Annotated in this window: 21 protein-coding genes; 5 read left to right on the top strand and 16 right to left on the bottom strand. The window is 68.7% G+C overall.

Going from position 1 to position 26,337, the window contains the following annotated elements:
* Positions 1 to 84: 84 nt before the first annotated feature.
* The gene (locus Q0309_RS08570) at positions 85 to 534 is read left to right on the top strand and encodes a hypothetical protein (protein ID WP_299439549.1); all 450 of its coding nucleotides are present in this window, start codon (positions 85 to 87) and stop codon (positions 532 to 534) included.
* Positions 535 to 639: 105 nt separating this feature from the next.
* Here the strand turns inward: Q0309_RS08570 and groL are convergent, their stop codons facing one another.
* From groL to apaG, 7 genes are all read right to left on the bottom strand, one after another.
* Positions 640 to 2,295: a chaperonin GroEL gene (groL, locus tag Q0309_RS08565; protein ID WP_299439547.1), complete on the bottom strand. Its 1,656-nt coding sequence runs from the start codon at positions 2,293 to 2,295 to the stop codon at positions 640 to 642.
* A gap of 61 nt (positions 2,296 to 2,356) precedes the next feature.
* A complete protein-coding gene (gene groES / locus Q0309_RS08560; RefSeq protein ID WP_092781831.1) occupies positions 2,357 to 2,644 on the bottom strand; it encodes a co-chaperone GroES in 288 nt (95 codons plus the stop codon).
* A 175-nt stretch (positions 2,645 to 2,819) separates the two neighbouring features.
* A complete protein-coding gene (gene lpxK / locus Q0309_RS08555; protein ID WP_299439541.1) occupies positions 2,820 to 3,827 on the bottom strand; it encodes a tetraacyldisaccharide 4'-kinase in 1,008 nt (335 codons plus the stop codon).
* A complete protein-coding gene (locus Q0309_RS08550; RefSeq protein WP_299439539.1) occupies positions 3,814 to 5,118 on the bottom strand; it encodes a 3-deoxy-D-manno-octulosonic acid transferase in 1,305 nt (434 codons plus the stop codon). Before Q0309_RS08550 ends, lpxK begins: the two co-directional genes overlap by 14 nt.
* Positions 5,119 to 5,190: 72 nt before the next feature.
* The gene (locus Q0309_RS08545) at positions 5,191 to 6,363 is read right to left on the bottom strand and encodes a glycosyltransferase family 1 protein (RefSeq protein WP_299439537.1); all 1,173 of its coding nucleotides are present in this window, start codon (positions 6,361 to 6,363) and stop codon (positions 5,191 to 5,193) included.
* A gap of 81 nt (positions 6,364 to 6,444) precedes the next feature.
* Positions 6,445 to 7,398 (bottom strand): UDP-2,3-diacylglucosamine diphosphatase, encoded by a 954-nt coding sequence (locus tag Q0309_RS08540; RefSeq protein WP_299439608.1) that lies wholly within the window; start codon positions 7,396 to 7,398, stop codon positions 6,445 to 6,447.
* 435 nt (positions 7,399 to 7,833) lie between these two features.
* Positions 7,834 to 8,229, bottom strand: coding sequence for a Co2+/Mg2+ efflux protein ApaG (gene apaG / locus Q0309_RS08535; RefSeq protein ID WP_299439535.1), 396 nt, complete (start codon positions 8,227 to 8,229; stop codon positions 7,834 to 7,836).
* A gap of 255 nt (positions 8,230 to 8,484) precedes the next feature.
* On the opposite strand from apaG, the gene Q0309_RS08530 reads away from it, so the two are divergent.
* A complete protein-coding gene (locus tag Q0309_RS08530; RefSeq protein ID WP_299439533.1) occupies positions 8,485 to 10,260 on the top strand; it encodes a von Willebrand factor type A domain-containing protein in 1,776 nt (591 codons plus the stop codon).
* Between the two features lie 69 nt (positions 10,261 to 10,329).
* On the opposite strand, the gene ctrA is transcribed toward Q0309_RS08530, so the two are convergent.
* Positions 10,330 to 11,028: a response regulator transcription factor CtrA gene (ctrA, locus tag Q0309_RS08525; protein WP_299439531.1), complete on the bottom strand. Its 699-nt coding sequence runs from the start codon at positions 11,026 to 11,028 to the stop codon at positions 10,330 to 10,332.
* A 525-nt stretch (positions 11,029 to 11,553) separates the two neighbouring features.
* On the opposite strand from ctrA, the gene fliI reads away from it, so the two are divergent.
* Positions 11,554 to 12,906: a flagellar protein export ATPase FliI gene (gene fliI, locus Q0309_RS08520; RefSeq protein WP_299439529.1), complete on the top strand. Its 1,353-nt coding sequence runs from the start codon at positions 11,554 to 11,556 to the stop codon at positions 12,904 to 12,906.
* An 82-nt stretch (positions 12,907 to 12,988) separates the two neighbouring features.
* Here the strand turns inward: fliI and Q0309_RS08515 are convergent, their stop codons facing one another.
* The 7 genes from Q0309_RS08515 to Q0309_RS08485 form a co-directional block, all read right to left on the bottom strand.
* Positions 12,989 to 13,888: a methylenetetrahydrofolate reductase gene (locus Q0309_RS08515; protein ID WP_299439527.1), complete on the bottom strand. Its 900-nt coding sequence runs from the start codon at positions 13,886 to 13,888 to the stop codon at positions 12,989 to 12,991.
* Between the two features lie 96 nt (positions 13,889 to 13,984).
* Positions 13,985 to 15,361, bottom strand: a complete 1,377-nt coding sequence (locus tag Q0309_RS08510) for a glycine cleavage T C-terminal barrel domain-containing protein (protein WP_299439525.1) — start codon at positions 15,359 to 15,361, stop codon at positions 13,985 to 13,987.
* 273 nt (positions 15,362 to 15,634) lie between these two features.
* Entirely contained in the window at positions 15,635 to 18,082 is a 2,448-nt protein-coding gene (locus Q0309_RS08505) for an FAD-dependent oxidoreductase (RefSeq protein ID WP_299439523.1), read from the bottom strand.
* A gap of 38 nt (positions 18,083 to 18,120) precedes the next feature.
* Positions 18,121 to 18,753 (bottom strand): sarcosine oxidase subunit gamma, encoded by a 633-nt coding sequence (locus Q0309_RS08500; RefSeq protein ID WP_299439521.1) that lies wholly within the window; start codon positions 18,751 to 18,753, stop codon positions 18,121 to 18,123.
* Positions 18,737 to 21,793 (bottom strand): sarcosine oxidase subunit alpha family protein, encoded by a 3,057-nt coding sequence (locus tag Q0309_RS08495; RefSeq protein ID WP_299439519.1) that lies wholly within the window; start codon positions 21,791 to 21,793, stop codon positions 18,737 to 18,739. The genes Q0309_RS08500 and Q0309_RS08495 overlap by 17 nt, the downstream gene beginning before the upstream one ends.
* Positions 21,790 to 22,071: a sarcosine oxidase subunit delta gene (locus tag Q0309_RS08490; RefSeq protein WP_299439517.1), complete on the bottom strand. Its 282-nt coding sequence runs from the start codon at positions 22,069 to 22,071 to the stop codon at positions 21,790 to 21,792. The genes Q0309_RS08495 and Q0309_RS08490 overlap by 4 nt, the downstream gene beginning before the upstream one ends.
* A gap of 25 nt (positions 22,072 to 22,096) precedes the next feature.
* Positions 22,097 to 23,350, bottom strand: a complete 1,254-nt coding sequence (locus tag Q0309_RS08485) for a sarcosine oxidase subunit beta family protein (protein ID WP_299439515.1) — start codon at positions 23,348 to 23,350, stop codon at positions 22,097 to 22,099.
* A 261-nt stretch (positions 23,351 to 23,611) separates the two neighbouring features.
* Between Q0309_RS08485 and Q0309_RS08480 the strand changes: the two genes are divergently transcribed.
* The gene (locus Q0309_RS08480) at positions 23,612 to 24,613 is read left to right on the top strand and encodes a GlxA family transcriptional regulator (RefSeq protein ID WP_299439513.1); all 1,002 of its coding nucleotides are present in this window, start codon (positions 23,612 to 23,614) and stop codon (positions 24,611 to 24,613) included.
* Positions 24,614 to 24,746: 133 nt separating this feature from the next.
* Complete coding sequence (locus tag Q0309_RS08475) at positions 24,747 to 25,889, top strand: GlxA family transcriptional regulator (RefSeq protein ID WP_299439511.1); 1,143 nt, start codon at positions 24,747 to 24,749, stop codon at positions 25,887 to 25,889.
* Between the two features lie 22 nt (positions 25,890 to 25,911).
* Here the strand turns inward: Q0309_RS08475 and Q0309_RS08470 are convergent, their stop codons facing one another.
* On the bottom strand, positions 25,912 to 26,319 hold the full coding sequence (locus Q0309_RS08470; RefSeq protein ID WP_299439509.1) for a hypothetical protein: 408 nt from the start codon (positions 26,317 to 26,319) through the stop codon (positions 25,912 to 25,914).
* Between the last annotated feature and the right edge of the window lie 18 nt (positions 26,320 to 26,337).

Genomic DNA, 26,337 nt, shown 5'->3' with positions numbered 1-26,337 from the left:
AAACGTGCACGTCCATCGTTCTTTTTTGAGGGAAGAATTGTCATGGGAAGTAGAAAAAGTACCCCCACGAAACTGGAAAATGACGTGGCCGCCGCGCTAGATGAGTTTGAAAAAAAGTACCCAATCACAAAAGGAAAAGCGTATTTAACAAGCGGAAACAGGACGATCGAAGAACAATTACAAATTATTTTGGATCCTAAATATGAAAAAAACTACCCTAATATAAAAGGGCGGTTCAAGAGCAAATACAAGTTGAAGACTCTCCCAAAAAGAGGCGAGCTAACAAAAGAGCAAGTTGAATGGTGGAACTCTGAAATTGCCAAGCAGGCCGGCAAGCCAAATGGGTTCGCACACGTTGGCGGCTACGCACAGGACATATCTGTCAAGAACCTCACAGATGAAGAGAAACAGAAGCTAACCCTAATGCTGAACTCTAAAGGATTTCGGGTGTACAATGAACATTATAGCAAATCGAAGGTGACTTTCGGCGTCCCTATAGGCCAAGCAAATCTATTCCACCTCACGCGAAAATAGGTGCCGGCAATTCTCAAACACTGGACACTACAATAGAAAAAGGCCGCGCCCCTTTCGGAACGCGGCCCCTTTTCCGTCGGATCACTTTTGGCGGGAACGGCGGACTTAGAAGCCCATGCCACCCATGCCGCCCATGCCGCCCATGTCGGCACCGGCGCCGGCGCCGCCGCCGTCCTTCTTCTCCGGCACGTCGGCGACCATGGCCTCGGTGGTCACCAGCAGGCCGGCGATGGAGGCCGCGTCCTGCAGGGCCGCGCGCACGACCTTGGTCGGGTCGATGATGCCGGCCTTGATCATGTCGGTGTAGGTGTCGTTCTGGGCGTCGAAGCCGAAGTGCGGGTTGTCCTGCTCCATCAGCTTGCCGGCCACGACGGCGCCGTCGGCACCGGCGTTCTCGGCGATCTGACGCACCGGCGACTGCAGGGCGCGGCGCACGATGGTGATGCCCGCCTGCTGGTCGGAGTTGGCACCCTTCACGCCTTCCAGAACACGAGAGGCGTACAGCAGGGCGACACCGCCGCCCGGCACGATGCCTTCCTCGACCGCCGCGCGGGTGGCGTGCAGGGCATCGTCGACGCGGTCCTTCTTCTCCTTCACCTCGACCTCGGTCGCACCACCGACCTTGATCACCGCCACACCGCCGGCGAGCTTGGCCAGCCGCTCCTGCAGCTTCTCGCGGTCGTAGTCGCTGGTGGTCTCCTCGATCTGGCTGCGGATGACGTTGCAGCGCCCCTCGATTTCGGCCTTCTCGCCGGCGCCATCGACGATGGTGGTCTCTTCCTTGGTCAGGGTCACCTTCTTGGCGGTGCCCAGCATGTCGATGGTGACGTTCTCCAGCTTGATGCCGACCTCTTCCGAGACCACCTGGCCGCCGGTCAGGATGGCGATGTCCTGCAGCATGGCCTTGCGGCGGTCACCGAAGCCGGGCGCCTTCACGGCGGAGACCTTCAGGCCGCCACGCAGCTTGTTGACCACCAGGGTGGCCAGGGCCTCGCCCTCGACGTCCTCGGCGATGATCAGCAGCGGCTTGCCGGACTGGACCACGGACTCGAGCACCGGCAGCAGCGGCTGCAGACTGGAGAGCTTGCCCTCGTTGATGAGGATGTACGGGTTCTCCAGCTCGCACAGCATCTTCTCGGTGTTGGTCACGAAGTACGGCGAGAGATAGCCGCGGTCGAACTGCATTCCCTCGACGACGTCCAGTTCGGTCTCCAGGCCCTTGGCCTCCTCGACCGTGATGACGCCCTCGTTGCCGACCTTTTCCATGGCCTCGGCGATGATCTTGCCGATCGACTCCTCGCCGTTGGCCGAGATGGTGCCGACCTGGGCCACTTCCTGGCTGTTCTTCAGCTTGGTCGAGCGCTTCTGGATATCCTCGACGACGGCCGACACGGCCAGGTCGATGCCGCGCTTCAGGTCCATCGGATTCATGCCGGCGGCCACGGCCTTGGCGCCCTCACGGACGATGGACTGGGCGAGAACGGTTGCCGTGGTGGTGCCGTCACCGGCCAGATCGGCGGTCTTGGAGGCGACCTCCTTGACCATCTGGGCGCCCATGTTCTCGAACTTGTCGGAGAGTTCCATCTCCTTGGCCACGGTCACACCGTCCTTGGTGATGCGCGGCGCGCCGAAGCTCTTCTCGATCACCACGTTGCGGCCCTTGGGGCCCAGCGTCACGCGGACGGCATCGGCCAGGGTGTCGACGCCCTTCATCATGCGGTTGCGGGCGTCGATGCCGAAACGAACATCCTTGGCGGTCATGTCTGTCTATCCTCTTGATCCGGAATGTCGGGGAAGGTCGGTCGAGGGAGTGGGCGCCGGCTTATTCCACGACGCCCATGATGTCGGCTTCCTTCATGATCAGCAGCTCTTCGCCGTCGATCTTCACCTCGGTGCCGGACCACTTGCCGAACAGGACGCGGTCACCCACCTTGACGTCCAGCGGGGTGACCTTGCCGTCCTCGCCGCGCGCACCCGCGCCGACGGCCAGAATCTCGCCCTGCATGGGCTTTTCCTTTGCCGTGTCGGGGATGATGATCCCGCCGGCGGTCTTCTCCTCGGACTCCACACGCTTCACCAGCACGCGGTCGTGCAGCGGACGCAGTTTCATTCTTTTCCTCCGTCGATCGACGTCGTTTCGGTCGAAAGTTTTGAGACGATGCTTGCGAATTCACTGAAGGCCGCCCTGGGAAGGCGGCCAACCTGTTGATTTCGGCCGGTTTCGAGAGGTTGTTAGCACTCTGACCCGGCGAGTGCCAACGAGATAGGACGGGGGCGCGGGGCTGTCAAGCGCCGGCCTGCGGCCGAGGCGATGAAAACCGCGCCAGCACCCGCCCGAGCAGGGTTTCCAGGGCCGACGGGTCGTCCCAAGTGACGGTGACATCCGCCACGTCCACCTGCTGGCGCTGGTCGTCGGGCAGGCGCACGGCGTCCTTGGCCGTGGTCAGCGGCACGGCGCCCAGGCCAAAGGCCTCGTCCAGGATCGGCTGGATGTCGGTGGGCTGGTAGGGGTGGTGATCGGCGAAGGGATGGATCGCCACCACGTCGCAGCCGGCGTTGCGCAGCATGGCGAAGAACTTGCCGGGGTCACCGATGCCGGCGAAGGCCACCACGCGCTGTCCCGCCAGCGCCTCGACGCGCGGCCCGGGGACGATCCGCGCCCCAAGGGTGGGCACGTGGGGCGGCACAACACGGGCCACGCGCGCGGTATCGCGCCCCATGATGACCACCGCATCGGCCCGTCCCAGGCCGACCGGCACCGGCTCGCGCAGGGGGCCGGCGGGGATCAGCCGACCGTTGCCGAAGCCGCGCCCGCCATCAACGACGACCAGCGACAGGTCCTTGGCCAGCGCCGGGTTCTGGAAGCCGTCGTCCATCACCAACACGCCCGCCCCGCCCGCCACGGCGGCTTGCCCGCCCGCCGCCCGGTCGCGGGCGATCCACACCGGCAGGCCCTCGCGCGCCAGCATCAACGGCTCGTCGCCCACCGTGGCGGCGTCGTGCGTGGCCGGATCGACCCGCAGCGGCCCTCGCGCGGTCCCGCCATGCCCGCGCGACAGCACCATCGCGTCGACACCGTGGTCCCGCCGCAGGCGACGCGTCAGGTCGGCCACCAGCGGCGTCTTGCCGGCCCCGCCGGCCACCAGATTGCCGACGCAGATCACCGGCACGGGCAGCCGCACGGGCGTCCCCCGCCGCAACCGCCGCGCCGTGGCCCAGCCATAAAGCAGACCGACAGGCTCCAGGAACCGGGCCGCCGGCCCGTCCTTCGTCCAGAACTCAGGCGCGCGCATCGTCGCCCCCTCCGGCCATCAGCGGATCCAGCACGGGCGCCAGGGCCTCCATCACCCGGTCCAGGACATGCGCCTCCCCTACCGCGAAGGCCTGGCCGCGCGCCCCCAATGCCGCCCGCACCGCCGCGTCCCGCAGCAGATCCGTCAGGGCCTCGGCCAGGTCCGCTTCGTCGGCGACCGGCCGCGCGGCGCCGGCGGCCACCATGCGCGCGCTGATGTCACGAAAGTTCTCCATGCGCGGACCGAACAGCACCGCCGCCCCCAGCCGCGCCGGCTCCAGCGGGTTCTGCCCGCCGCCCTCGCCCAGCAGGCTCTTGCCCATCAGCACCACCGGCGCCAGCCGCGCGACCAGTCCCACCTCGCCCATGGTGTCGGCGAGGTAGACGTCCGTGTCCGGACCCGGCTCGGCCCCGGCCGAGCGTTGCGCCACCGTCACGCCCGCGGCCTCCAGGTCGGCCCGCACGGCGGCGCCGCGCGCCGCGTGGCGCGGCATCACCAGAGTCAGCAGACCCGGGACCCGTGCCGCCACTGTGCGATGCACCCGGGCGACAAGAGATTCCTCGCCAGCGTGGGTGGACAGCGCCAGCCAGCAGGGGCGTTCGCCCACGGCCGCCCGCAACCGGTCCAGCGCCGCCGGGTCAGCCGGAGCCTCCGGGACGGCGAACTTCAGGTTGCCGACGCAGGCCACGGGCTCGGCCCCCAGGTCTCGCAGGCGCGCCGCATCGGTCTCGCTCTGCGCCAGGGCCAGGCGGAACAGGCCCAGCAGGTGCCGCATGGGTCGCCGGGCATAGCGCCGCCACGCCGCGAACGATGCGTCGGACACCCGCCCGTTCAACAGCACCATGGGCACGCCGCACCGGGCCGTCTCCAGCAAAAGGTTGGGCCAGAACTCACTTTCGGCCAACAGCAACAGGTCGGGCCGCCAGTGATCGAGGAACCTGCGCACACAGGCCACGCGGTCGACGGGCACGTACTGGTGCACCGCCCGCGCCGGCAACCGCTCGGCCATCAGTGCCGCCGACGTGACGGTCCCCGTGGTACACAGCACAGAGATGCCGGGCCGTTCGACCAGGATACGGTCGATCAGCGGCAACAGGGAGACAGCCTCGCCGACACTGGCGCCATGGACCCACACCAGCGGCCCGGCCGGCCGTTGGCGTCCGGGCCGGCCAAGGCGCTCGCCCAGGCGGTGCGCATCCTCCTTGCCGCGCGCGCGCCGACGCAGCAGCAGCAGGTGGACCAGCGGCGCGGACAGATCGGTCAATCCCCGGTACAGGGTCAGCAAGAGCATCCGTCCGCGCGGCCGTCACAGAAGAGGAGATGGGGAGATCCCGGTCAGGCTTACGAGGGCCATGGCGGCGGGTCAAGCGCCGCCCGCCTCGGCCGGCGCCAGGGCCGCCGGATCAAAGGGCTGCACGTTGGACAGAAACTGGTCCACGCTGGCGTCCCAGGAGTTCCGCAGGGCGAAGGCCCGGCAGGCCTCGGGATCCGCGTCCAGGGCCGCCAGCGCCGCCTCGCGCAGGTCGTGACTCAGGCGGCCCACAGGTGCGTCGCCGATCACGTCCTTCGGCCCGGCCACGGGGAAGGCGGCCACCGGCACGCCACTGGCCAAGGCCTCCAGCAGCACCAAGCCGAACGTGTCGGTCAGGCTGGGGAAGACGAAGGCATCGGCGACGGCGTAGTGCGCCGCCAGGTCCTCGCCGCGCTTCTCGCCCACGAATCGCACGTCCGGATAGCCGGCGCGCAACTCGTCCAGCTGCGGGCCACCGCCGACGACGATCTTGGTGCCCGGCAGGTCGAGGGTGAGGAACGCCTCGATGTTCTTTTCGATGGCCACGCGACCCACATAGACGAACCACGGGCGCGGCCCGGCGATCACGTCGTCGAGCATGGTCTTGTCGCGCGGCCGGAACAGGTCGGTGTCCACCCCCCGCCCCCACCGGCGAATGTTGGAGAACCCCCAGCGGGTCAACTCGTCCTCGATCGACTGGGTGGCCACCATGATGGAGCGCGACCGCGCATGGAAGTGGCGCAACAGCGCGTAGCTCCAGTCCACCGGCACCCAGAAGCGGGCATGGACATACTCGGGAAAGCGCGTGTGGAAGGCCGTGGTGAACGGCACGCCCCGGTCGAGGCACACCCCGCGCGCGGCCCAGCCCAACGGCCCCTCGGTGGCGATATGGATGACGGTCGGCCGCCACTCGACGATGGCCCGGGCCACACGGTGACGCGTCGCCAGGGCCAGGCGGATCTGCGGATACGTCGGGCAGGGGACCGTGTCGAACTGGTCCGGCGTCAGCATCCGCACGGCGTGGCCGCGTCCCTCCAGATGGCTGCGCAGCGTATCCAGGGTGCGTACCACCCCGTTGACCTGGGGGTACCAGGCATCGGTGACAATCAGGATCCGCGCGGCCGCGCCGACCACACCCGGCGCCCCGGACACCCCGAACGGCTCGGCCGGATCGGACCCGGCGCCAGCCCCGGGCGGGTCGGATTCGGGTTCAGGAGCGGGGTCTGGGGCGGTCGGGCTGGTCATCGTCGCGGGGCTCGACAGGAGAACGAGGCGAAGCGTGTCGCCTCAGGACGGAACAGACGGCGGCAGTATAGCGACCATCGGTCAAGCCATTCCAGACGACTCGCGCGGCCGGTCCGCCTCGGCCCCGCCACCACTGCCGCGCGCCTGCGCCGGCGATTGGCCCGTCACCTCCCGCACTTGGGCCAGGGGCACCGTCTCCTCGGCGGGCTCGGGCTCGGTGTCCGAGCCGACATCCTTGCGTCGTCCGCGACCGCGGTACACCTCGACCATCGAGACATCGCGGACCTTGGTCCAGTCGATGATCTCCATGCGGCCGTCGGCGTGTTCGACCATGGCCGTGCAGCTTTCGACCCAGTCGCCGTCGTTGCAGTACAGCACCTCGCCCACCTGCCGGATTTCCGCATGGTGGATGTGGCCACAGATGATGCCGTCGACACCGCGCTTGCGGGCCAGCTCGGCCATGCTGTCCTCGAACTTGGTGATGTACTGGACGGCGTTCTTGACCTTGTGCTTCAGGTACTGAGAGACGGACCAGTAGGGCAGCCCCAAACGCCGACGCGCCACATTGAACCAGTGGTTCAGTTCCAGCACCGTCACATATGCCCAGTCGCCCAGCACCGCCAGCCAGCGCGCGTACAGCACCACGCCGTCGAACTCATCACCATGGATGACCAGATAACGGCGACCGTCCGCGCCCTCGTGGATGATCTCGCGGCGCAGTTCCACATCGCCGAAATCGGCGTCGCAGTAATCGCGCGCGAACTCATCGTGGTTGCCGGGGATGAAGATGACGCGAGTACCCTTGCGCGCCTTGCGCAGCAGTTTCTGTATCACGTCGTTGTGCGGTTGCGGCCAGTGCCAGTGCTTCTTGAGCCGCCAGCCGTCGACGATATCCCCCACAAGGTACAGGGTTTCCGACTCGGTGTACTTGAGGAAGTCGAGCAGCATCTCGGCCTTGCAGCCGCGCGTCCCCAGGTGGATGTCGGATAGAAAGATGGTTTTGTAGTACCGCGTCGTTGGTCCAAATGCCGTCATGTCGCTGGCCTGATCATTGCTGGCGTGCCGGCCGATCGATTGTCCGCTTGACGGCTGCACGCTTGGCTTCCCCCGTTGTCCCATCGGCCGGTGTGCCACGGCGCGTCGTCGGATCGCCACCGGGGATCGCCACCGGCTCGCCACCGACCGACCCCGGCGCCCAAAGGTCGTTCCCTGGGCACACTCTTGGCGGTCGGGGCGCCGCACGCTCGGACACCGACCAACGCCGGCTCATCCCACGCGACCGACCGTTCGGCCGCGCCGCCCAAGTCTAGTGCACATGGCGCGGGAGTGTACCCGGGTTTGATCCTGAAACAAATATTTCACACCACTGCGGAGACGCACAAAACCGTTGGCGTCAAACGCCCAATAAGCGAGCACCCCGGAGATCACCAGCAGGCTTGACCATGAGAGCGCCCTCTCCCCGCCTCCGCGTCAATGGACGCTGTGCCCGCCATGCGGGCTGTCCAGCGAAAAGGCAGGGATTTCGACGTCGAACATTTCGCCGGTCTCGGTCCACCGCATTGCGTATGTGCCCTGCATGAAGCCCGATGGCGTGCTGAGTGGGCAGCCGCTGGTGTATTCGAACACCTCGCCGGGCTCCAGCACAGGCTGGACGCCGACGACCCCGGCGCCTTCCACATCCCGGATGAAGCCGTTGGCGTCCGTGATCAGCCAGTGCCGGCGCATCAACTGCACGGACTCGGTGCCCTCGTTGCCGATGACCACCTGATAGGCCCAGACGTAGTGCCCCTCGTCCGGCTCCGACTGATCCTCCAGATAGATGGGCTGGACCGTGACACGAATATCATAGGTGGTGGAACTATACATCCTGTCGTGTGCCTCTTCGTCCTCGCGGTCCCGAACACCGCCAACAGTCTTGCCGACGCCGCGCCGCCCCGCCCCGCATTCGTGCCGGTTCCGCCATTTTGTGGACGCCTTCGTGGACCAGCTTGCATCAGGGACGGGTCCGACGCCAGTCCCGCCCGCCCGTGACCGGCGCACCGCGCTCCGGCGGCCCTGCGGCTGACATGGGGAAGGGCGCGGCCAGCGTCCACCGCGTCGTTCAATGAGGGGAGACGACCCATGACTTACCGCGCCCGGACCGGCCGTCACGCCGGTCTCGTCCTTGTCCTGCTCGCGGCGCCGTTCGTCGCCCCGGCCGCCAGCGCGGCGGCCAGCGCGGCGGACAGCTGCCTGGCCATCGTCGAACGGACCGAGGCAACCCAGACGGACTCGACCATCCGGCCCACGATTCCGCCTGGCTGGACCGGCGGCAGCGCGCCGGTGCGCCGCAACCAGCTTCCCCAGGCGGCCCCCCCGGCGCCAGCACCCCAGGAGGCGGCGCGATCTGCGGTCTCCGAGATGCCCGACGCCTTGAAATATGCACCGCGACCCCGTCCGGGTCAGCCTTGGGGCCAACAGCAGCCGGCGCCGTCCGACCTCGAACGGGACCGTTTTTCCGATGTCGACCTGAACGGCGTGACACGCACCGCCGATCACCCGGTCTCGACCTTCTCCGCCGACGTCGACACAGCGTCGATGGGCGTGGTGCGCCGCTTCATCCGCGACGGCGACCACCCGCCGGCCGATGCCGTGCGGGTTGAGGAGATGGTGAACGCCTTCGACTACGCCTATCCCCGCCCGCGCACCGCCGCCGAGCCCTTCGCCCCGGATGTCACCGTGATGCCGTCGCCGTGGGGCCAGGGACGCGAGGTCATGGTGGTCGGCATTCGCGGCTGGTCGCCCGAGCGCAGCCAGCGCCCGCCGGCCAACGTCGTGCTGCTGGCCGACGTGTCCGGCTCCATGCACGGTCCCGACCGCCTGGGGCTGGTCAAGCGGTCCATGGCGCTTCTGGTGGATCAACTGGGCGCCGAGGATCACATTGCCCTGGTGACCTACGCTGGCGCCGACCGCGTGGTGCTGGAGCCCACGCCCGCCGACGACAAGGAGACGATCTGCACGGCGCTTGGTCGCCTGACCTCCGGCGGCGGCACGGCCGGCTCCAAGGGCATCGCCACGGCCTATGCGCTGGCCGAGGAGAACTTCCAGAAGGGCGCCATCAACCGGATCATCCTGGCCACCGACGGCGATTTCAACCTCGGCGTGATCGATGACGGCCGCCTGGAGGACTACGTCGCCCGCAAGCGCGAGACCGGGATTTACCTCAGTATTCTCGGCGTCGGTCGCGGCAACTACAACGACAAGACCATGCAACAGCTTGCCCAGGCCGGCAACGGCATGGCGGCCTATCTGGACACGCTGGAGGAGGGCCGCCGCGTGCTGGTCGAGAAGCTGGCCGCGCAGCTTCAACCCATCGCCGACGACGTCAAGTTCCAGGTCGAGTTCAATCCGGCGCGCGTCGCCGAATACCGCCTGGTGGGCTACGAGACCCGCCTGCTGCGCGAGGAGGACTTCGCCAACGACGCGGTGGACGCCGGCGAGATCGGCGACGGCCACACCGTCACCGCGATCTACGAGATCGCCGCGCCGGGCTCGGCCGGGCTGCGGCTGCCGGAGCGGCGGTATGGTGACACGGCGTCGGCGGCACCGGCCGGCGGCCGAGAGGCCGAGATCGCCCACCTGCGCCTCCGCTGGAAGACCCCGGGCGAGACGGCCTCGCGCCTGATGACGCGGCCGGTGACCGACGCCGACCGCGCACCCGTGGCGCAACAGGACGATGACGCCCGGTTCGCGGTCGCCGTCGCAGGGCTGGCGCAGATCCTTCAGGGGAACACGGCGGTCGGCGACCATGGCCTGGGGGACGTGCTGGAACTGGCGAGCGGCGCCGTAGGCGAGGACCCGAACGGCCACCGTGCCCGGTTCGTCGAGCTTGTCCAGGCGGCGATGGCGTTGAACTGATCATCCGACAGCGCGGTGCGGGTGAGAGGCCACGCTCATCCGTTCCGTGGTCTGTGCGCCAACGCCCCGTCAGGCCGTTTTCGCGGCCGCCTCGGCCGGCTCGCACAGGCGGTAACCGCGCCCCCACACCGTTTCCACATAGGTTTCCGACCCGGTGGCCTTGGCGATCTTCTTGCGCAGCTTGCAGATAAAGACGTCGATGATCTTCAGTTCCGGCTCGTCCATGCCACCGTACAGGTGGTTGAGGAACTGCTCCTTGGTCAGCGTGCTGCCCCGGCGCATGGCCAGCAGTTCCAGGATGCCGTATTCCTTGCCGGTCAGGTGCAAGGGCTGCTCGTCGATCTCGGCGGTCCGGGTCCCCAGGTTGACCGACAGGCGCCCGACCTGCACCACCGGCTGGGAATGACCCCGTGCCCGGCGCACAATGGCCTGGATCCGGGCCAGCAGTTCGCCCCGGTCGAACGGCTTGGTCAGGTAGTCGTCGGCGCCGATGCCGAGCCCCTTGACCTTGCGCGAGGACTCGTCGATGCCGGAGAGGATCAGCACGGGCGTCTCGACGCGGGCCGCGCGCAGCCCGCGAATGACGTCCAAACCGTCCATGTCCGGCAGCATCAGGTCGAGCAGGATGATGTCGTATTCGTAGAGCTTGCCGATCTCAAGACCGTCCTCGCCGAGGTCGGTCTTGTCCGCGACCCAGCCTTCGCGTCGCAGAATCAGCGCCAGTCCGTCCGCCGTGGCGGCGTCGTCTTCGATAATCAGCACCCGCATCGGGCGTGGTCCCTTCGCAGTTCAGGCAATCCCCCCGCCCCAGGATGACGGTGTACCCCCTGCACACCGACGAAGCGTCACAGTTTGCCGACCTCCAACCCTACGCAAGTCCCCGCGCGACAGACCTGTTGAGAGTGCTTTAACTTTTCTTAATCATTATCACACCGCACGGGTGGGCGTCAACGTGACGCGTGTCCCAGCAGGGCAATCGGGTGAACGACGCCTGTGGGAGCGAAAAATCCGCATGAGTGGTTCATCTGCCGCCAAAAACACGCAATCCGTCATTGCGAGGAACGAAGTGACGAAGCAATCCAGGGCGTATACGTCATGAACAAGCCCTGGATTGCTTCGCCGGCGTCCAGAGACGCCGGCTCGCAATGACGGGTTTTGTGCGAGCCTCTCACCCGGAGGTCCATCTCGGCGATGAGATGCCCCTTCACCCGATTGCCCTGGGGTCCCAACCTGTACATGAGAAACACCCTGTGACATTTCCAGACTTGGCAGCGAGGCGCGAGGCGCATGGGTATGAGCGGCCTGATCCAGACGTTGGTTGGTGAAATCGAGCGTTTGCCCACCGAGCGCCTGTTCGGCCGCGTGGCCAGCGTGCGCGGCCTGGTGATCGAGATCGGCGGCGTGCAGGCCAGCCTGTCCGTCGGCGACCGCTGTCGCATCATCGCCCGCGACGGGCGCTCCGTGCCTTGCGAGGTGGTCGGCTTTCGCGCCGGCCATGCATTGTTGCTGCCCTATGGAGGCCTGGACGGAGTCGGCCTGGGGTGCCGGGCGGAACTGACGGAAACTGCCCCCATGCTGCGCCCGTCGGACGCGTGGTTGGGCCGGGTCATCAATGCCTTCGGGGAACCGGTGGACGACAAGGGGCCGATGCTGCTGGGCGAACGGTCCTACCCCGTGCGCGCGCAGCCGCCGCCGGCCCATCAGCGCCAGCGCGTGGGCGGCAAGCTGGACCTGGGCGTGCGGGCGCTGAACACGTTCCTGACGTGCTGTCAGGGGCAACGTCTGGGCATCTTCGCCGGCTCCGGCGTCGGCAAGTCCACCATCCTGTCCATGCTGATCCGCCACTCCAAGGCCGAGATCGTGGTGATCGGCCTGGTGGGCGAACGCGGCCGCGAGGCGCGCGAGTTCATCGAGGACGACCTGGGCGAAGCCGGCCTGAAGCGCAGCGTGGTGGTGCTGGCGACCTCCGACGAAAGCCCGCTGATGCGCCGCCAGGCGGCCTACGCCACGCTGACGGCCGCCGAGTACTTCCGCGACCAGGGCAAGCAGGTGCTGTGCCTGATGGACTCGGTCACCCGCTTCGCCATGGCGCAGCGCGAGATCAGCCTGTCCGCCGGAGAACCGCCGGCCAGCAAGGGCTACACCCCCACCGTGTTCGCCGAACTGCCGCGCCTGTTGGAACGCGCAGGGCCGGGCGTGCCGGGCACCGGCTCCATCACCGGCCTGTTCACCGTGCTGGTGGAGGGTGACGACCACAACGAGCCGATCTCCGACGCCGTGCGCGGCATCCTTGACGGTCACGTCGTGCTCGACCGGGCCATCGCCGAGCGCAACCGCTATCCGGCGATCAACGTGCTGCGGTCGGTGTCGCGGACGATGCCGGCCTGCAACACCGAAGAGCAGACCCAACTCGTCAACACGGCGCGCAGGATCATCACCACCTACGAGGACATGGCCGAGTTGATCCGCCTGGGCGCCTATCGCATCGGCTCGAACCCGGAAGTGGACGCGGCCATCCACTACTACCCGATGATCGAGGCGTTCCTGGCCCAGGAAAAGACCGAGGCAACGGACCTGGAGACCGGCTACGCCATGCTGAAAAAGATCCTGGAGACGCCGCCGGGCACCGACACGGCCTCGGGCTGACGGCGCTCGACCTCAACAGAACACCGCGCCGGAGAGTGGTCCGGCGCGGTGCCCTCGAACGCGGCCGGCGAGCCGGCGCGGATCACGTCAAGCCCACGACCTCGCCGCCCGCGTTTGACCCGATAGCCCCCGGCGTGTCCATGGCCGTCACAGCCCAGGCGGCGGTCTTGGCGAAGCCGCCGAACGGGAACAGGTGCAGGCCGGCAAAGCCTCCGCGTCCGGCCCACTGACCCTGACGCGTCAAGTCGGCGACGATCCCGTCGGGGGTCCAGGCCCGCACCAGCCCGGCCATCACGTCCGGCCGCCGCGTCAGGACGCGCAGTGACGCGCCGACCCCGCACTGACGCGCGTAATTGATCAGGGTGGCGGGCTTGGCCGGCCCCGGCAGCCCGACGCGGATCGGCAGCGTGACGCCAGCGTCGGCCATATGCGCCGCCCAGCGCCGCACGGGCGCGGCGCTGAACGTGAACTGGGTGACGATCCAGGCATCGAGTCCATGGGCGGCGGCGAACGCCTGCTTGCGCCGCAAGGCGTCGAGCAGCACCACCGGCTTGGCGTTCGGATGCCCCTCGGGATGGCCGGCGACCCCGAACCCGCGCAGGCCCGCCATCTCCAGCAGGCCAGTGTCCAGAACCGCCAGCGTGTCCCGGAACGGCCCGGCCGCACGCTCGCCCGAGCCGGCGATCAGCAGGATCTCGCGCGCCCCGCCCTCGCCCACCGCCCGGTCCAGCCAAGCGGCCAGGTCGGCGCGACTCGTCAGGCCGCGCGCCGCCAGATGCGGCACGGGACGCATCCCCTCGTCGCGCAAACGGCGGCACAGGGCCGTGGCCTCGGCCGCGTCGGTCCCCGGCAGATTTGTCACATAGACGGCCGTGCCCGCCGGCAGCAGGCCGGTGAACGTGGGCACCTTGCGGGCGGCGGCGGGCGTGATCTCGATGGAAAAGCCGGCCGGCGCGCGGTGGTGATGGCTATCGTAGGGCATGAACGTCCCCTTCCGCCGCGCGGGCGGTTCCAAGCCGTCAAGACGGGAAACGTCCGGACCCGACGGGCCATTCCGACCGGGTCCGGACCGACGGGATCAATACGCCGCGTCGCGGCCCTGTGCCCGGGCCAGTTCGCGCGCGCTGGGGTTGGCCGAGGCGCGGAACGGCATCGGCACGATCTGCGCGTTGACCGGCTCGCCCGGCTGCTCGGCGTACTGGTCCGGCAGCCACACCGTCAGGCGCGTGCCTTCGTGGCGCATCCCATAGGGCACATAGCCCATGGCGATGTTGGTGCCCAGTTCCGGCGAGGACCACGGCGAGGTGACATAGCCGATCGGCGCGCCCCCGTCCTCGCCCGAGATGAGCCAGAAGTCCGGTGCGTAGTCGGTGATCGGCTTGCCGCCCAGGGCCATGCCGACAAGTTGCATCCTGTACGGCTCGCCGCCGGCCTCCAGTTCCGCGCGTACCTGTTCCAGGCGGGCCTTGCCGATGTAATCGGCGGTCTTCTTGCGCGGCACCTGATAGCCCAGGTTGCACTGGAACGGCAGCGTCTCCTGGTCCAGGTCCTGGCCCCACGAGAGAATACCGGCGGCGATGCGCCGGTGGTGCGCGGGGGCGATGACCATCAGGTTGTGCTTCTCGCCCGCCTCCAGCACGGCATTCCACATGTCGTCGGCGTACAGGGTGGCGTCGCGCAGGTAGATCTCATAGCCCGCCTCGCCCGAGAACCCGGACCGCGAGATGATCACGTCACGGCCGCCCACCCGGGCCGCCAGCAGCCCGTAGTACGGCACGTCGCGGATCGCCGGGCCGACCAGGTCCTCCATCAGCGCCAGGGACTTGGGTCCCTGGATCTGCACCGGGGCGACGTCGATCTCGCGGATCGTCACATCCATTTTCAGACCGAGGTTCACACCGCGCAGCCACATCTCCAGGTCGCTGTCGGACAGCGAGAACCAGAACTCGTCCTCGGCCACGCGCAGCAGCACCGGATCATTCAAAATGCCGCCGTCCTCGTTGCAGAGGATCACATACTTGCCGTTCATCGGCCTGATGCGGGTGACGTCGCGGGTGACGACGTAGTTCACGAACGCCTCGGCGTCCGGCCCCTTGACCTGGATCTGCCGCTCGACCGCCACGTTCCACATGGTCACGTGGTTGACCAGGGCGTCGTACTCGACCATCGCCCCGCCGTCCTCCGGCCGGACATAGCCGCGCGGGTGGTACATCCGGTTGTAGACGGTGGCCCGCCAGCAGCCTGCCTTGTGGGCGAGGTGCCAGTACGGCGACTTGCGCACGCGGGTGGAGATCAGCATCTGCACCGGCGTCGGGCCGCTCTGGCGCAGGTTGATGGGCACGACCCGGTCGGACTGGTCGACCGTCGGGCACTGGCGGGTGGTCCGGTCCAGGCCGGCGGTGGACAGCGCGGCGTCGAGGGCGACGGCGGTCTCGGGGGAAAGCGGTGTATCCATGACGCGGGCTCCGCTGCGGTGGGCGTGGGCTTGACACACAAACCCTGCCAGCCCCGGAGCGGTTGCAATCGCTCAAAACCGACATTGAGTATCCCGGTTCCGCCATGCGGATTGAAAATTCCGCTCTCTTCGCAACCGCAACATAAAAATGGTTTGCCTTCAGGGACTAGACGCCCACACCCGAGGAACGATCCCCCGCCCTAAGCGCGTGTCCGACCGACCACGTCGGCCTTTTCGGAGGCGGTGACGGCCCCCCGGAGTCGGCCCGTGCCCTCAGGCCGGCGCCACCCCTCGCAGACGCAGGTTGTCGGGATCGTAGGGGCTTTCCGGGATCACGGTCACGCGATGCCGGGTGCCCAGGATGTCCATGGACAGGTCGGTCCCCTCTCCCGCCACCTCGGGCCGCACCATGGCCAACGCCAATGACATGCCGACGCGGAAGCCGTAGTTGCCGCCGGTCGCCCGCCCGACCAGGGTCTCGCCGTCATAGATGGGGTTGTTGCCCAGGGCGTCGGCGTCGGTCACGTCGTGCACCTGGAGCGTCACGAACCGGTTGCGGAACCCGGCGTCGCGCCAGCGCAACAGGCCGTCGCGGCCGATGAAGTCGCCCTTGTCGGGGTGGATGAACCGGTCCAGCGCGCTTTCATAGGCCGCGTACTCGATCGACATTTCCGTGCCCACCATGCGGTAGGACTTTTCGAGGCGCAGGCTGTCCATGGCGCGGATGCCGAACGGCTTGATCCCCAGATCCGCCCCAGCGGCCATCAACACGTCGAAGATATGGGTCTGGTATTCGATGGGGTGGTGCAGTTCCCAGCCCAGCTCGCCGACGAAGTTGACGCGCAACGCTTTCACCGGGGCCATGCCAATCACCACCTCCTGGCCCGACAGCCAGGGGAAGGCCTTGTTCGAGAAGTCCGCCTCGCTGACCCGTTCGAGCAGCGTGCGGGCGTTCGGCCCGGCCAGCACCAGCACGCCCATGGCGCCGGTCAGGTCCTGCATTTGCACCGAGCCGTCGTCCGGCATGTGCTTGCGCAGCCAGTCATGGTCCAGCCGCTGCCACGCGCCGGCCGAGACCAGATAGAACTGGTTTTCACCCTCGCGCTGGATGGTGAATTCCGAATGCACGCCGCCGCGCGGCGTCAGGGCATGGCACAATCCGACCCGGCCGATCTTCTTGGGCAGCCTGTTGGCCACCAGCCGGTCCAGGAACGCCTCGGCCCCCGGCCCCGAGATACGCGCCTTGGCGAACGCCGTCATGTCCAGCAGGCCGACGGTCTCGGTCACGGTGCGGGCCTCGACCCCGACCGCCGCGAACCACTGCGAGCGGCGGAACGACCAGTGGTCGTACTGGGGCGTGCCCGGGGGGGCGAACCAGTTGGGCCGCTCCCAGCCGAACTTCTGGCCGAACACGGCGCCCAGATCGCGCATCCGCTCGTAGCACGGCGCGGTGCGCAGCGGCCGCCCGGCCGGGCGTTCCTCGTCCGGGTAGTGAATGGTGAAGACGTTGGCGTAGGCTTCCTCGTTCTTGGCCCGCAGGTAGCCCTTGGTGGCGTAGTCGCCGAAGCGGCGCGGATCGACGCCCAGCATGTCGATGGTCGGCTCGCCCTCGACGATCCATTCGGCCAGTTGCCAGCCGGCGCCGCCGGCCGCCGTGATGCCGAAGCTGTGGCCCTCGCTGAGCCAGAAGTTGCGCAGACCCCAGGCCGGGCCGATGATCGGATTGCCGTCCGGCGTGTAGGCGATGGCACCGTTATAGACCTCCTTGACGCCCACCTCGCCGAAGGCCGGCACGCGGAAAATGGCACCCTCGATGTGCGGTTCCAGGCGCTCCAGGTCGCCCTGGAACAGCTCCCATTCCGTGTTCGGATGCGGATCGTCGGCGTAGCAGCACGGCGCCCCCTTCTCATAGGGACCGAGCAGCAGGCCGCCGTTTTCCTCCCGCATGTACCAGGCGTTATCCGAGTCGCGCAGCACACCCATCTCCGGCAAGCCGCTCTTGCGGCGGGCGACGATCTCCGGGTGCGGCTCGGTGACGATGAACTGGTGCTCGACCGGAATGACGGGGACGTCGAGCCCCACCATGCGGCCGGTGGCGCGGGCGAAGTTGCCGGTGCAGGAAACGACATGCTCGCAGGTGATGTCGCCCTTGTCGGTCTGCACCACCCATTCGCCGTTCGATTTCTGGGTGATGCCGGTGACGGTCACATTGCGGTTGATCTCGGCGCCACGCGCCCGCGCGCCCTTGGCCAGCGCCTGCGTCAGATCGGCGGGCTGGATGTAGCCGTCCGCCGGGTGCTGGATGGCGCCGATCAGGCCCTCGGTGTTGCACAGGGGCCAGATCTCCTTGACGTGCTCGGGGGTGATGAACCTGACCTCGACGCCGATGGTCTCGGCCACGCCGGCGTACTGGTGATACTCGTCCATGCGGTCGCGGGTCTGGGCAAGGCGGATGTTGGAGACCCGGCGGAAACCGACGTCCTGGCCCGTCTCCTCCTGCAGGCGCTGGTAGAAGGCCACCGAGTATTTGTGAATCTGGCCGACCGAGTAGCTCATGTTGAACAGGGGCAGCAGTCCGGCGGCGTGCCACGTCGAGCCCGACGTGAGTTCCTTGCGCTCCACGAGGACGACATCGGACCAGCCCTTGGCGGCCAGGTGATAGAGGGTGGAGACGCCGACGACACCGCCACCGATGACCACAACGCGCGCTTGACTTTTCATGGTTGCCTCCCTGGTGCGGCGCCCCTGGCCGTGTCTCCTCAGAAATCCCTCGGTTCGTGCGCGATGCCGGCCATGGCGTCCAGCAGCCACGCCGCCATGTACCGGGCGAAGGAATTGCGCACCCACAGTTCGATGGTGTCGGCCTCCTCGGTGATCCGCAGCAGCACCCGCGTCCGCGCCATCGTGGTCTGCGCGCAGGTTCCCGATTGCAGCGGGCCGCGTGGATGCAGGTCCAGCGCGCAGCCCTTGGACAGCACCAGGCGCGCGCGCGGGCCGCGCAACACCAGCGTTGTATAGTTGTGCGAGACGTCGCACACCCCCAGCCAGCCGTCGTTGGCGCGGGCGTCGCGGATGGCGGCCTCCACACCCGACGCGGCGCCGTCCGGCGCGGCCAGCAGCCATTCGTCCGGCCCCAGCCAGAGCGCGAGGCGCGCCCCGTCGGCGCTGGCCGTCCAGGTGTTCGGCACGGTCGGCGGGCGTACGCCGTAGGTCCGCTCGATCTCCGGCAGCAGGCCTTCGGTGGCGCGCAGATTGATCGCGGCGCGCGGCGGCGCGGCGGACAGGGCCACCAGCGGCCCGCTCGCCGCCGCCATGTCCAACTCCAGCGCGAACACCGGGTTTTCCCAGCGTCCACCGGGGCCGCCCGGCCCCATCTCAAGCGGCGTGTCCATCGCGGCGCGCCCCCTCCTTGTCGAGCATCACGGGATCACAGATCACCGCCGGCTGCTCGCCGGACGGCAACGCGACCGCGACCGTATCGCCGAACCGCCCTCGCCCGCCGGCCACCAGCGCCAGCGCGAACCCGCTGTCCAGCGCCGGACTCCAGTAGGCCGAGGACACGTACCCCAGCATGGGCACGGGCTTCGTGCCACGCGTGGCGCCCGTCTCGACGATCTGGCTGCCTTCCGGGAACACCTGCCGTTTGTCTTTCGGCAACAGGCCGACGAGGTGCCGGCGGTCGGCGCGCGCCGTGTCGGACCGGGTGAACGAGCGCTTGCCGATGAAATCCGGCTTCTTCTTCGAGACGATCCAGTCCATGCCCAGGTCGATGGGGGTCTGCGTGCCGTCCGTCTCCTGGCCCACAATGATGAACCCCTTCTCAGCGCGCAGGACGTGCATGGTCTCGGTCCCGTAGGGGGTGACCCCCAGCCCGGTGCCGGCACGCATCACCGCGTCCCACAGCGCCCCGCCCTGGTGCCAGGGCACGTTGATCTCGTATTGCAGTTCGCCGGTGAAGCTGATGCGGAACACGCGGGCGTTCAGGCCGGCGACGGTGGCCGGGCGCCAGCTCATGAAGGCGAAGGCGGCCGGGGACAGGTCCTGACCCGACGCCAGCCGGGCCATGAGACTCCCGGCCTTCGGCCCGGCGATGCTCACCGTCGCCCACTGCTCGGTTACCGAGGTCAGGCGCACCCGCAGATCCGGCCATTCGGTCTGCAGGTACTCCTCCAGGTGATCCAGCACCGCCGCCGCGTTGCCGGTGGTGGTGGTCATCAGGTAACGGGTGTCGTCGATCCGCGCCGTGGTGCCGTCGTCGAACACCATGCCGTCCTCGCGGCACATGACGCCATAGCGCACCCGGCCCACTTCAAGCTTGCTCCAGGCGTTGGTGTAGACCCGGTTCAGGAATTCGGCGGCGTCCGGTCCCTGGATGTCGATCTTGCCAAGGGTGGAGGCGTCCAGCACGCCCACGGCCTCGCGCGCGGCGCGGCATTCCCGTGCCACGGCCTGGTGCATCGTCTCGCCGGGCCGTGGGTAGTACCAGGGGCGCTTCCATTGCCCGACGTCCTCGAAGGCCGCGCCCAGGGCGACGTGCCGGTCGTGGATGGCGGTCAGGCGCGCCGGGTCCAGGCGCTCGCCCCGGTCGCGTCCGGCCATGGCGGCGAAGGTCACGGGCGTATAGGGCGGGCGGAAGGTCGTGGTTCCCACCTCGGGGATGGGCCGGCCCAGCGCCTCGGCCTGGATGCCGATGGCGTTGATGTTGGCGGTCTTGCCCTGGTCGGTGCCGAAGCCGGTCAGGGTATAGCGCTTGACGTGCTCGACGCTCTCGAAGCCTTCGCGCACCGCCTGGCGGATGTCGTGGGCGGTGGTGTCGTTCTGGAAATCGACGAAGGGCTGACCCCAGGCGTGATCCTGGACGAGTGCGGGACGCACCCGCCACAGCGGTTTGATGGCGGCGGCGGCCGGCTCGTCGACAGAAAACGCGGTGCGGGGCGCCCCGGGATCGGACCCAGCCAGCCGCGTCGCCTCGGCCCCCGCCGCCGCGCCTTCCGCAAGACAACCGGCCAGATCGAAGGTGCCGTTGCACGCGCCGGCATTGGCCAACGCCTGCACCGACCGGTCGGGAACGAACGCCGCGCGTCCGTCGTCGTAGCGCAGTTTGCCGCCGGACTGGCTGAACAGATGCACGACGGGCGACAGCCCGCCCGACACCAGCAGCAGGTCGCACGGCAGCGTGTCCAACGCGTGCGGCGAAGCGCGCCCGTCGGCGCCCAGTTTCATGACGCTGGCGCCGGTGACGTGGCGCACGCCGCTCGTCCCGCCGACCACGTATCCGGTCATCACCCGAATCCCGGCGGCCCGCGCGGCGGCGGGCAGCGCGGCGCCGGGCGCCTCGCGCGAGTCAACGATCGCATGAATGCGGGCGCCGGCCGCGTGCAGGTCCAACGCCGCCTCATAGGCGCGGTCGTTGGTGGTGAACAGCACCACATCCCGCCCCGGCAGCACCGCCCAGCGGTGCAGGTACGTTTGCGCCGCTCCGGCCAGCATGATCCCCGGCCGGTCGTTGTCGCCGAACACCAGCGGTCGTTCGTGGGCGCCGGTGGCCAGCACCACCCGCTTGGCCCGGATGTGCCACAGGCGCTGGCGCGGCCGTCCCGGGGGCGCCGGCCCCAGGCCCAGGTGATCGGTGACCCGCTCCAGCGCCACGAGATAGTTATTGTCGTGATAGCCGAACACGGTGGTGCGCGGCAGCAGGCGCACGTCCGGGGAGGCCCGCAGACGCGCCTCCATGGCTGCCGCCCAGTCCACCCCGCCCTGCCCGTCGATGGCGCGCCGCCGGCCGAGCAGGCTGCCGCCCAGGCGCTCGTCCTGTTCGGCCAGGATCACCCGCGCGCCGGAGCGCGCCGCCGCCCCCGCCGCCGCCAGTCCGGCCGGGCCGCCCCCCACCACCAGCACCTCGCAATGCACGTGGCGATGGTCGTAGACGTCGGGGTCGGGCTGATCGGGGCAGACCCCGAACCCGGCGGCCTTGCGGATCAGGGGTTCGTGCACGTGCTCCCACATCCATCGCGAGCCGTGCATGATCTTGTAGTAGAACCCCGCCCCCATGACGCGGGAGGCCAGCCCCAACACCGCGCCCGCGTCGCGGTCGAGCGACGGCCAGGCGCCCACCGTATACGCCTCCAGTCCGTCCACCAGCGCGGTCTGGGTGGCGCGCCAGTCGGGATCGGTGCGCGCCGGCTCGTCGTGCAAGCCCCGCTGGACCAGCCCGCCCGGGTCCTCGGCCCCCGCCGCCATGATGCCGCGCGGGCGGTGGTATTTCATCGACCGCCCGACCAGGTGCACGCCGTTCGCCAACAGGGCGCTGGCCAGGGTGTCGCCGGGATGGCCGTCCATCCACGCGCCGTTGAAGCGAAAGCGAATGCGCCGGGACCGGTCGATCAGCCCGCCCTCCGGCAGACGGCAGTCCTGCGTGCGGTCGTCACTCATCGCGGCCCCTCCGGCGGCGCCTCGCCCATGCGGTAGACCGCCAGCACGCGGTGACTCACCGTGTCGCGCAGCACGTTGAACCAGCGCCGGCAGCCGGCGGAATGGCACCACCGCTCGGCGAACGGTCCCTTGGTGTTGTCGCGCATGAAGACGTATTCGGCCCATTCGGCGTCGCTCAATGCCGCCGGATCGGCCGGCCGCGCCACGTGCGCCTGCCCGCCGTAATGGAACTCCGGTTCCTCGCGCGGCCCGCACCAGGGGCATTCGATCAGCAGCATGGGGCAGACCCTCCTGACCTGGATCTCAATGCGCCACGGCGGCAGCGCCGTGCTCGTCGATCAGCGCCCCCGTGGTGAAGCGGTCGAGCGAGAACGGCGCGTTGATCGGATGCGGCGCGTCCTTGGCGATGGTGTGGGCGAACACGACCCCGGAGCCCGGCGTCGACTTGAACCCGCCGGTGCCCCAGCCGCCGTTGATGTACAGGCCGGGCACCGGGGTCTTGCTGACGATCGGCGAGGCATCCGGGCAGGTATCGACGATGCCGGCCCAGGTGCGCATCATCCGCAGGCGGGCGAAGATGGGGAACAGTTCGACGATCGAGGCCATCTGGTGTTCCAGCACATGGAAGCTGCCGCGCTGGGCGTAGGAATTGTAGCTGTCGATGCCAGCACCGATGACCAGTTCGCCCTTGTCGGACTGGCTGACGTAGACGTGGATGGCGCCGGACATGACCACCTGGTCCAGCACCGGCTTGATCGGCTCCGACACCAGCGCCTGTAGCGGGTGCGACTGGATCGGCAGACGCACATCGGCCATGGCCGCCAGCACCGAGGTATGGCCGGCGGCGGCGAGCGCCACCTTCTTCGTGCCGATCAACCCGCGCGTGGTCTCGACGCCGGCGACCGCGCCCCCGGAGTCGCGGCGAATGCCGGTCACCTCGCAATTCTGGATGATATCCACGCCGCGCGCGTCGGCGGCGCGCGCATAGCCCCAGGCCACCGCGTCGTGGCGCGCGGTGCCGCCCCTGGGCTGCCACGTCGAGCCCATGACGGGATAGCGCAGCGACGTCGACGTGTTCAGGATGGGGCAGACCCGGGCGACCCCGGCCGTGTCCAGCCATTCCGAGTCGACGCCGTTCAGGCGGTTGGCCTCGGCGCGGCGGCGGCCGGCGCGCACGTCGCCCAGGCTGTGGGCGAGGTTCAGCACGCCGCGCTGGCTGAGCATGACGTTGTAGTTCAGGTCGCGGGACAGCCCTTCCCAGAGCTTCAGCGCCAGTTCGTAGATGGCGGCGCTTTCGTCCCACAGGTAATTGGACCGGACGATGGTCGTGTTGCGCCCGGTGTTGCCGCCGCCCAGCCAGCCCTTTTCCAGCACCGCAACGTTGGTGACGCCGTGCTCCTTGGCGAGATAATAGGCCGTCGCCAGACCGTGCCCGCCGCCGCCGACGATGACCACGTCATAGGCCGACCCAAGCTCGGGGCTGCGCCACTGGCGCGGCCAGTCCCTGTGATACGACAGCGCGTTGCGCGCCAGCGACCAGACCGAATACCGCGCCACGTCGACCTCCCTGCGGCACCCGCCTCCGGACACCCCGGAGCATGGCTCAGCAAAACGTGAACCCATGCGACATGACTAGAACGGAGGTGACGCGGTCCTGGTAGATTTGCGACATCGGAAACGGTCCGGCATTGACTCCGCGCGGGCGCCCGGGGACGCTTGTAAAACAACGCACTGGAGGGTCCGCGACAGGGCGGTTCCGGGACCCGTCACGCCCCATGTCCATGACGCAACCGCACAAGCCGGGGGCCGCGCCGCACCATGACCGGAGCATCGCCCAGCACCGCCCGCCTGAAGGTCGGGTTCCTGCTGCTCAGGGATTTCACGCTGTTGCCGTTCGCCGGGTTCGTCGATGTGCTGCGTCTTGCCGCCGACGAAGGCGACCGCAGCCGCCAGATCGCCTCGCGCTGGACCATCATGACCGCCGACGGCCGGCCGGTGCGCGCCAGTTGCGGCACACGGATCGTGCCGGATACCGGTTTGCAGGCGCCCCAGGGGTTCGACTACATCGTCGTCGTCGGCGGCCTGATCCACCAGGGGCCGGTGCACGATCCGGGGGTGATCGGTTGGCTGCGCGAGGCGGCGGCCGCCGGCGTTCCACTGGTCGGGCTGTGTACGGCCGTGTTCACGCTGATCCATGCCGGCCTGATGCGCGATCGGGAATGCTGCGTGTCCTGGTACCACTACCACGACCTGATCACCGCCTTCCCCGAGGTGACCCCGGTGGCCGACCGCTTGTTCGTGGTGGACGGACCGCGCATCACCTGCGCGGGAGGAACCGGCGCGGTGGACGTCGCCGCCTGGCTGGTGGACCGGCACCTGGGCACGGCGACGGCGCGCAAGGCGTTGCACATCCTGGTCAGCGACGGCGCCCGGCCAGCCGACACGCCGCAGCCAATGGACGTTCCACCCGGGGAACACCCGGTCCTGGACCCCCGGCTGCGGCGGGCCTTGCGCATCCTCGACCACACGCTCGCCACGCCGCCGCGCGCCGAAGAGTTGGCGCGCCGGGTCGGCCTGTCGCGGCGCCAGCTCGAACGGCTGTTCCGCGAGGACCTGGCGACCACGCCATCCGCCTACGCCCGGTCCTTGCGCCTGCGCCACGGGCACTGGCTGGTGACCCACACCCACCGCAGCGTCACCGACATCGCCCAGGAGTGCGGCTTCGCCGATGCCTCGCACTTCTCGCGCCACGTCAAGGCCGCGTTCGGCGCCACGCCGCAGGCCCTGCGCGCGGCGGCGCAGAGCGGCGCGACCCCTTGAACCGGCCGGCTCCGACTTCACCTAATTATCTTCACCTATTATCATTTCGGCCCTGGTCATGTTTCCCGTTTACGACCGCTGGCGGTTCGCGCATTTATAGCAGGGTGAAGGTCCGCGTTTTTGGGAGGCGGGCATGTTCAAACCAAGCACCGACACGCGTCCGCGCCTGTTTCAGGTCCTCCTGTTGCCGAACTTTTCCATGCTGGCGTTTACGTCCACCGTGGAGCCCCTGCGCGCGGCCAACCGGTGGGCCGGGCGCTCCCTGTACACGTGGGAACTTGTCACCCTCGACGGCGGCCCGGCGATCGCCAGCAACGGCATTCACGTCCTGCCGGACGGGCGCATGGGCGCCCTGCCCCGCCGGCCCGATGCCGTCGCCGTCTGCTCCGGGTTGGGCATCGAGGGGTTTCGCAGTCCCGAGGTGAACCGCTGGCTGCGCGGCCTTGCCCGCCAGGGGATTCCGGTGGGCGGCCTGTGCACCGGCGCCCTGGTCCTGGCGCGGGCCGGGCTGCTGGACGGATACCGCTGCACCATCCACTGGGAGAACATGGAGAGCTTCGCCGAGGAATACCCCGCGCTGAACATCACCGCCACGCTGTTCGAGATCGACCGCGACCGGTTCACCTGTGCCGGCGGCACGGCGGCGCTGGACATGGTGATCGCCCTGATTCGCGATGAGCATGGTGACGCCCTGGCCGTTCAGGCCGCCGAATCGATGATTCATACCGGCGTGCGCCGGCCCGACGATCCCCAGCGGCTGGCGTTGCGCGAACGAACCGGGGTCAGCGATCCCAAGGTTCTGGCGGCCATCGCCCGCATGGAGGCGCACCTGGAAGCCCCGATCCCGGTCGAGGACCTGGCCCGCGACATCGGTGTCTCGGAACGCCAGCTCGAACGGCTGTTCCGCAAGCACCTGTCCACCTCGCCGTCCCGCTATTACCTGAACCTGCGCCTGTGGCGGGCGCGCGCCCTGCTGGCGCAGACGTCCATGACCGTGCTGCAGGTGGCGGTGGCCAGCGGCTTCACCTCGGCGTCGCATTTCACCAAGTGCTACCGCACCTACTTCGGTCACGCGCCGAAACGGCAGCGGATCCCGGGACCCGACGTTGCCACCGGCACCACCCCACCATCGGACCCAGTCGACCCCCCGATCGGCGACGAGTTGGCGGTGCTCGAAACGCTGGACCCGGTCGGCGAACGGATGGACGCGACGGCCGTCCCGCCGCCGCCCAGGCCCGCGCCGCCCGATGCCGACCCCTCGGATCGGGCCATGTGAGGGCAGTGGTCCAACACGGGATTCACCGGCCCAACGACCGGCGGCACGAATGCCGGACCACGCCCAGGTCCGGCCCCGCCCCGTGAATGATCACGTCCCCCTCTGGCGGCAGCAGGGACCACACCGGCTCCAGCACATAAGGACAATGCAGCGCGAACCAGCCGTCGCGCAAACCGGCCTCCATGCGCGCCAGATCGGCGGCCCAGCGCGGATCGATGTCCAGGTGGACGATGACGGATGGTGGCGCGCGTTCGACCCGCTTCACCACGGCCGTCGAACAGAACGGCCCGCCGGCATAGAACCGGTCAAGCCAGGCGAAGGCCGCATTGGCGTCGGTTTGCGCTTCGGCCGCGTCCAGGGGGACGGCAAGGGCGGCGGCCACCATCATGACACGACGCCGGCGACCGCGCGGCAGGGGGAGGACGTCCATGGTCGACTCCCGACCGGC

It is taken from the genome of uncultured Rhodospira sp., from assembly GCF_937138205.1.
In the GTDB taxonomy this organism is placed as follows: domain Bacteria; phylum Pseudomonadota; class Alphaproteobacteria; order Rhodospirillales; family Rhodospirillaceae; genus Rhodospira.
Note: the sequence above shows the minus strand (reverse complement) of the source record. Positions and strands in the feature narration are given on the sequence as shown.

Excerpts from the sequence above, each read along its gene's own strand:
- groL (WP_299439547.1), bottom strand. The coding sequence starts at position 2,295 with ATGACCGCCAAGGATGTTCGTTTCGGCATCGACGCCCGCAACCGCATG.
- groES (WP_092781831.1), bottom strand. The coding sequence starts at position 2,644 with ATGAAACTGCGTCCGCTGCACGACCGCGTGCTGGTGAAGCGTGTGGAG.
- lpxK (WP_299439541.1), bottom strand. The coding sequence starts at position 3,827 with ATGCGCGCGCCTGAGTTCTGGACGAAGGACGGGCCGGCGGCCCGGTTC.
- Q0309_RS08550 (WP_299439539.1), bottom strand. The coding sequence starts at position 5,118 with ATGCTCTTGCTGACCCTGTACCGGGGATTGACCGATCTGTCCGCGCCG.
- Q0309_RS08545 (WP_299439537.1), bottom strand. The coding sequence starts at position 6,363 with ATGACCAGCCCGACCGCCCCAGACCCCGCTCCTGAACCCGAATCCGAC.
- Q0309_RS08540 (WP_299439608.1), bottom strand. The coding sequence starts at position 7,398 with ATGACGGCATTTGGACCAACGACGCGGTACTACAAAACCATCTTTCTA.
- apaG (WP_299439535.1), bottom strand. The coding sequence starts at position 8,229 with ATGTATAGTTCCACCACCTATGATATTCGTGTCACGGTCCAGCCCATC.
- Q0309_RS08530 (WP_299439533.1), top strand. The coding sequence starts at position 8,485 with ATGACTTACCGCGCCCGGACCGGCCGTCACGCCGGTCTCGTCCTTGTC.
- ctrA (WP_299439531.1), bottom strand. The coding sequence starts at position 11,028 with ATGCGGGTGCTGATTATCGAAGACGACGCCGCCACGGCGGACGGACTG.
- fliI (WP_299439529.1), top strand. The coding sequence starts at position 11,554 with ATGAGCGGCCTGATCCAGACGTTGGTTGGTGAAATCGAGCGTTTGCCC.
- Q0309_RS08515 (WP_299439527.1), bottom strand. The coding sequence starts at position 13,888 with ATGCCCTACGATAGCCATCACCACCGCGCGCCGGCCGGCTTTTCCATC.
- Q0309_RS08510 (WP_299439525.1), bottom strand. The coding sequence starts at position 15,361 with ATGGATACACCGCTTTCCCCCGAGACCGCCGTCGCCCTCGACGCCGCG.
- Q0309_RS08505 (WP_299439523.1), bottom strand. The coding sequence starts at position 18,082 with ATGAAAAGTCAAGCGCGCGTTGTGGTCATCGGTGGCGGTGTCGTCGGC.
- Q0309_RS08500 (WP_299439521.1), bottom strand. The coding sequence starts at position 18,753 with ATGGACACGCCGCTTGAGATGGGGCCGGGCGGCCCCGGTGGACGCTGG.
- Q0309_RS08495 (WP_299439519.1), bottom strand. The coding sequence starts at position 21,793 with ATGAGTGACGACCGCACGCAGGACTGCCGTCTGCCGGAGGGCGGGCTG.
- Q0309_RS08490 (WP_299439517.1), bottom strand. The coding sequence starts at position 22,071 with ATGCTGCTGATCGAATGCCCCTGGTGCGGGCCGCGCGAGGAACCGGAG.
- Q0309_RS08480 (WP_299439513.1), top strand. The coding sequence starts at position 23,612 with ATGACCGGAGCATCGCCCAGCACCGCCCGCCTGAAGGTCGGGTTCCTG.
- Q0309_RS08475 (WP_299439511.1), top strand. The coding sequence starts at position 24,747 with ATGTTCAAACCAAGCACCGACACGCGTCCGCGCCTGTTTCAGGTCCTC.
- Q0309_RS08470 (WP_299439509.1), bottom strand. The coding sequence starts at position 26,319 with ATGGACGTCCTCCCCCTGCCGCGCGGTCGCCGGCGTCGTGTCATGATG.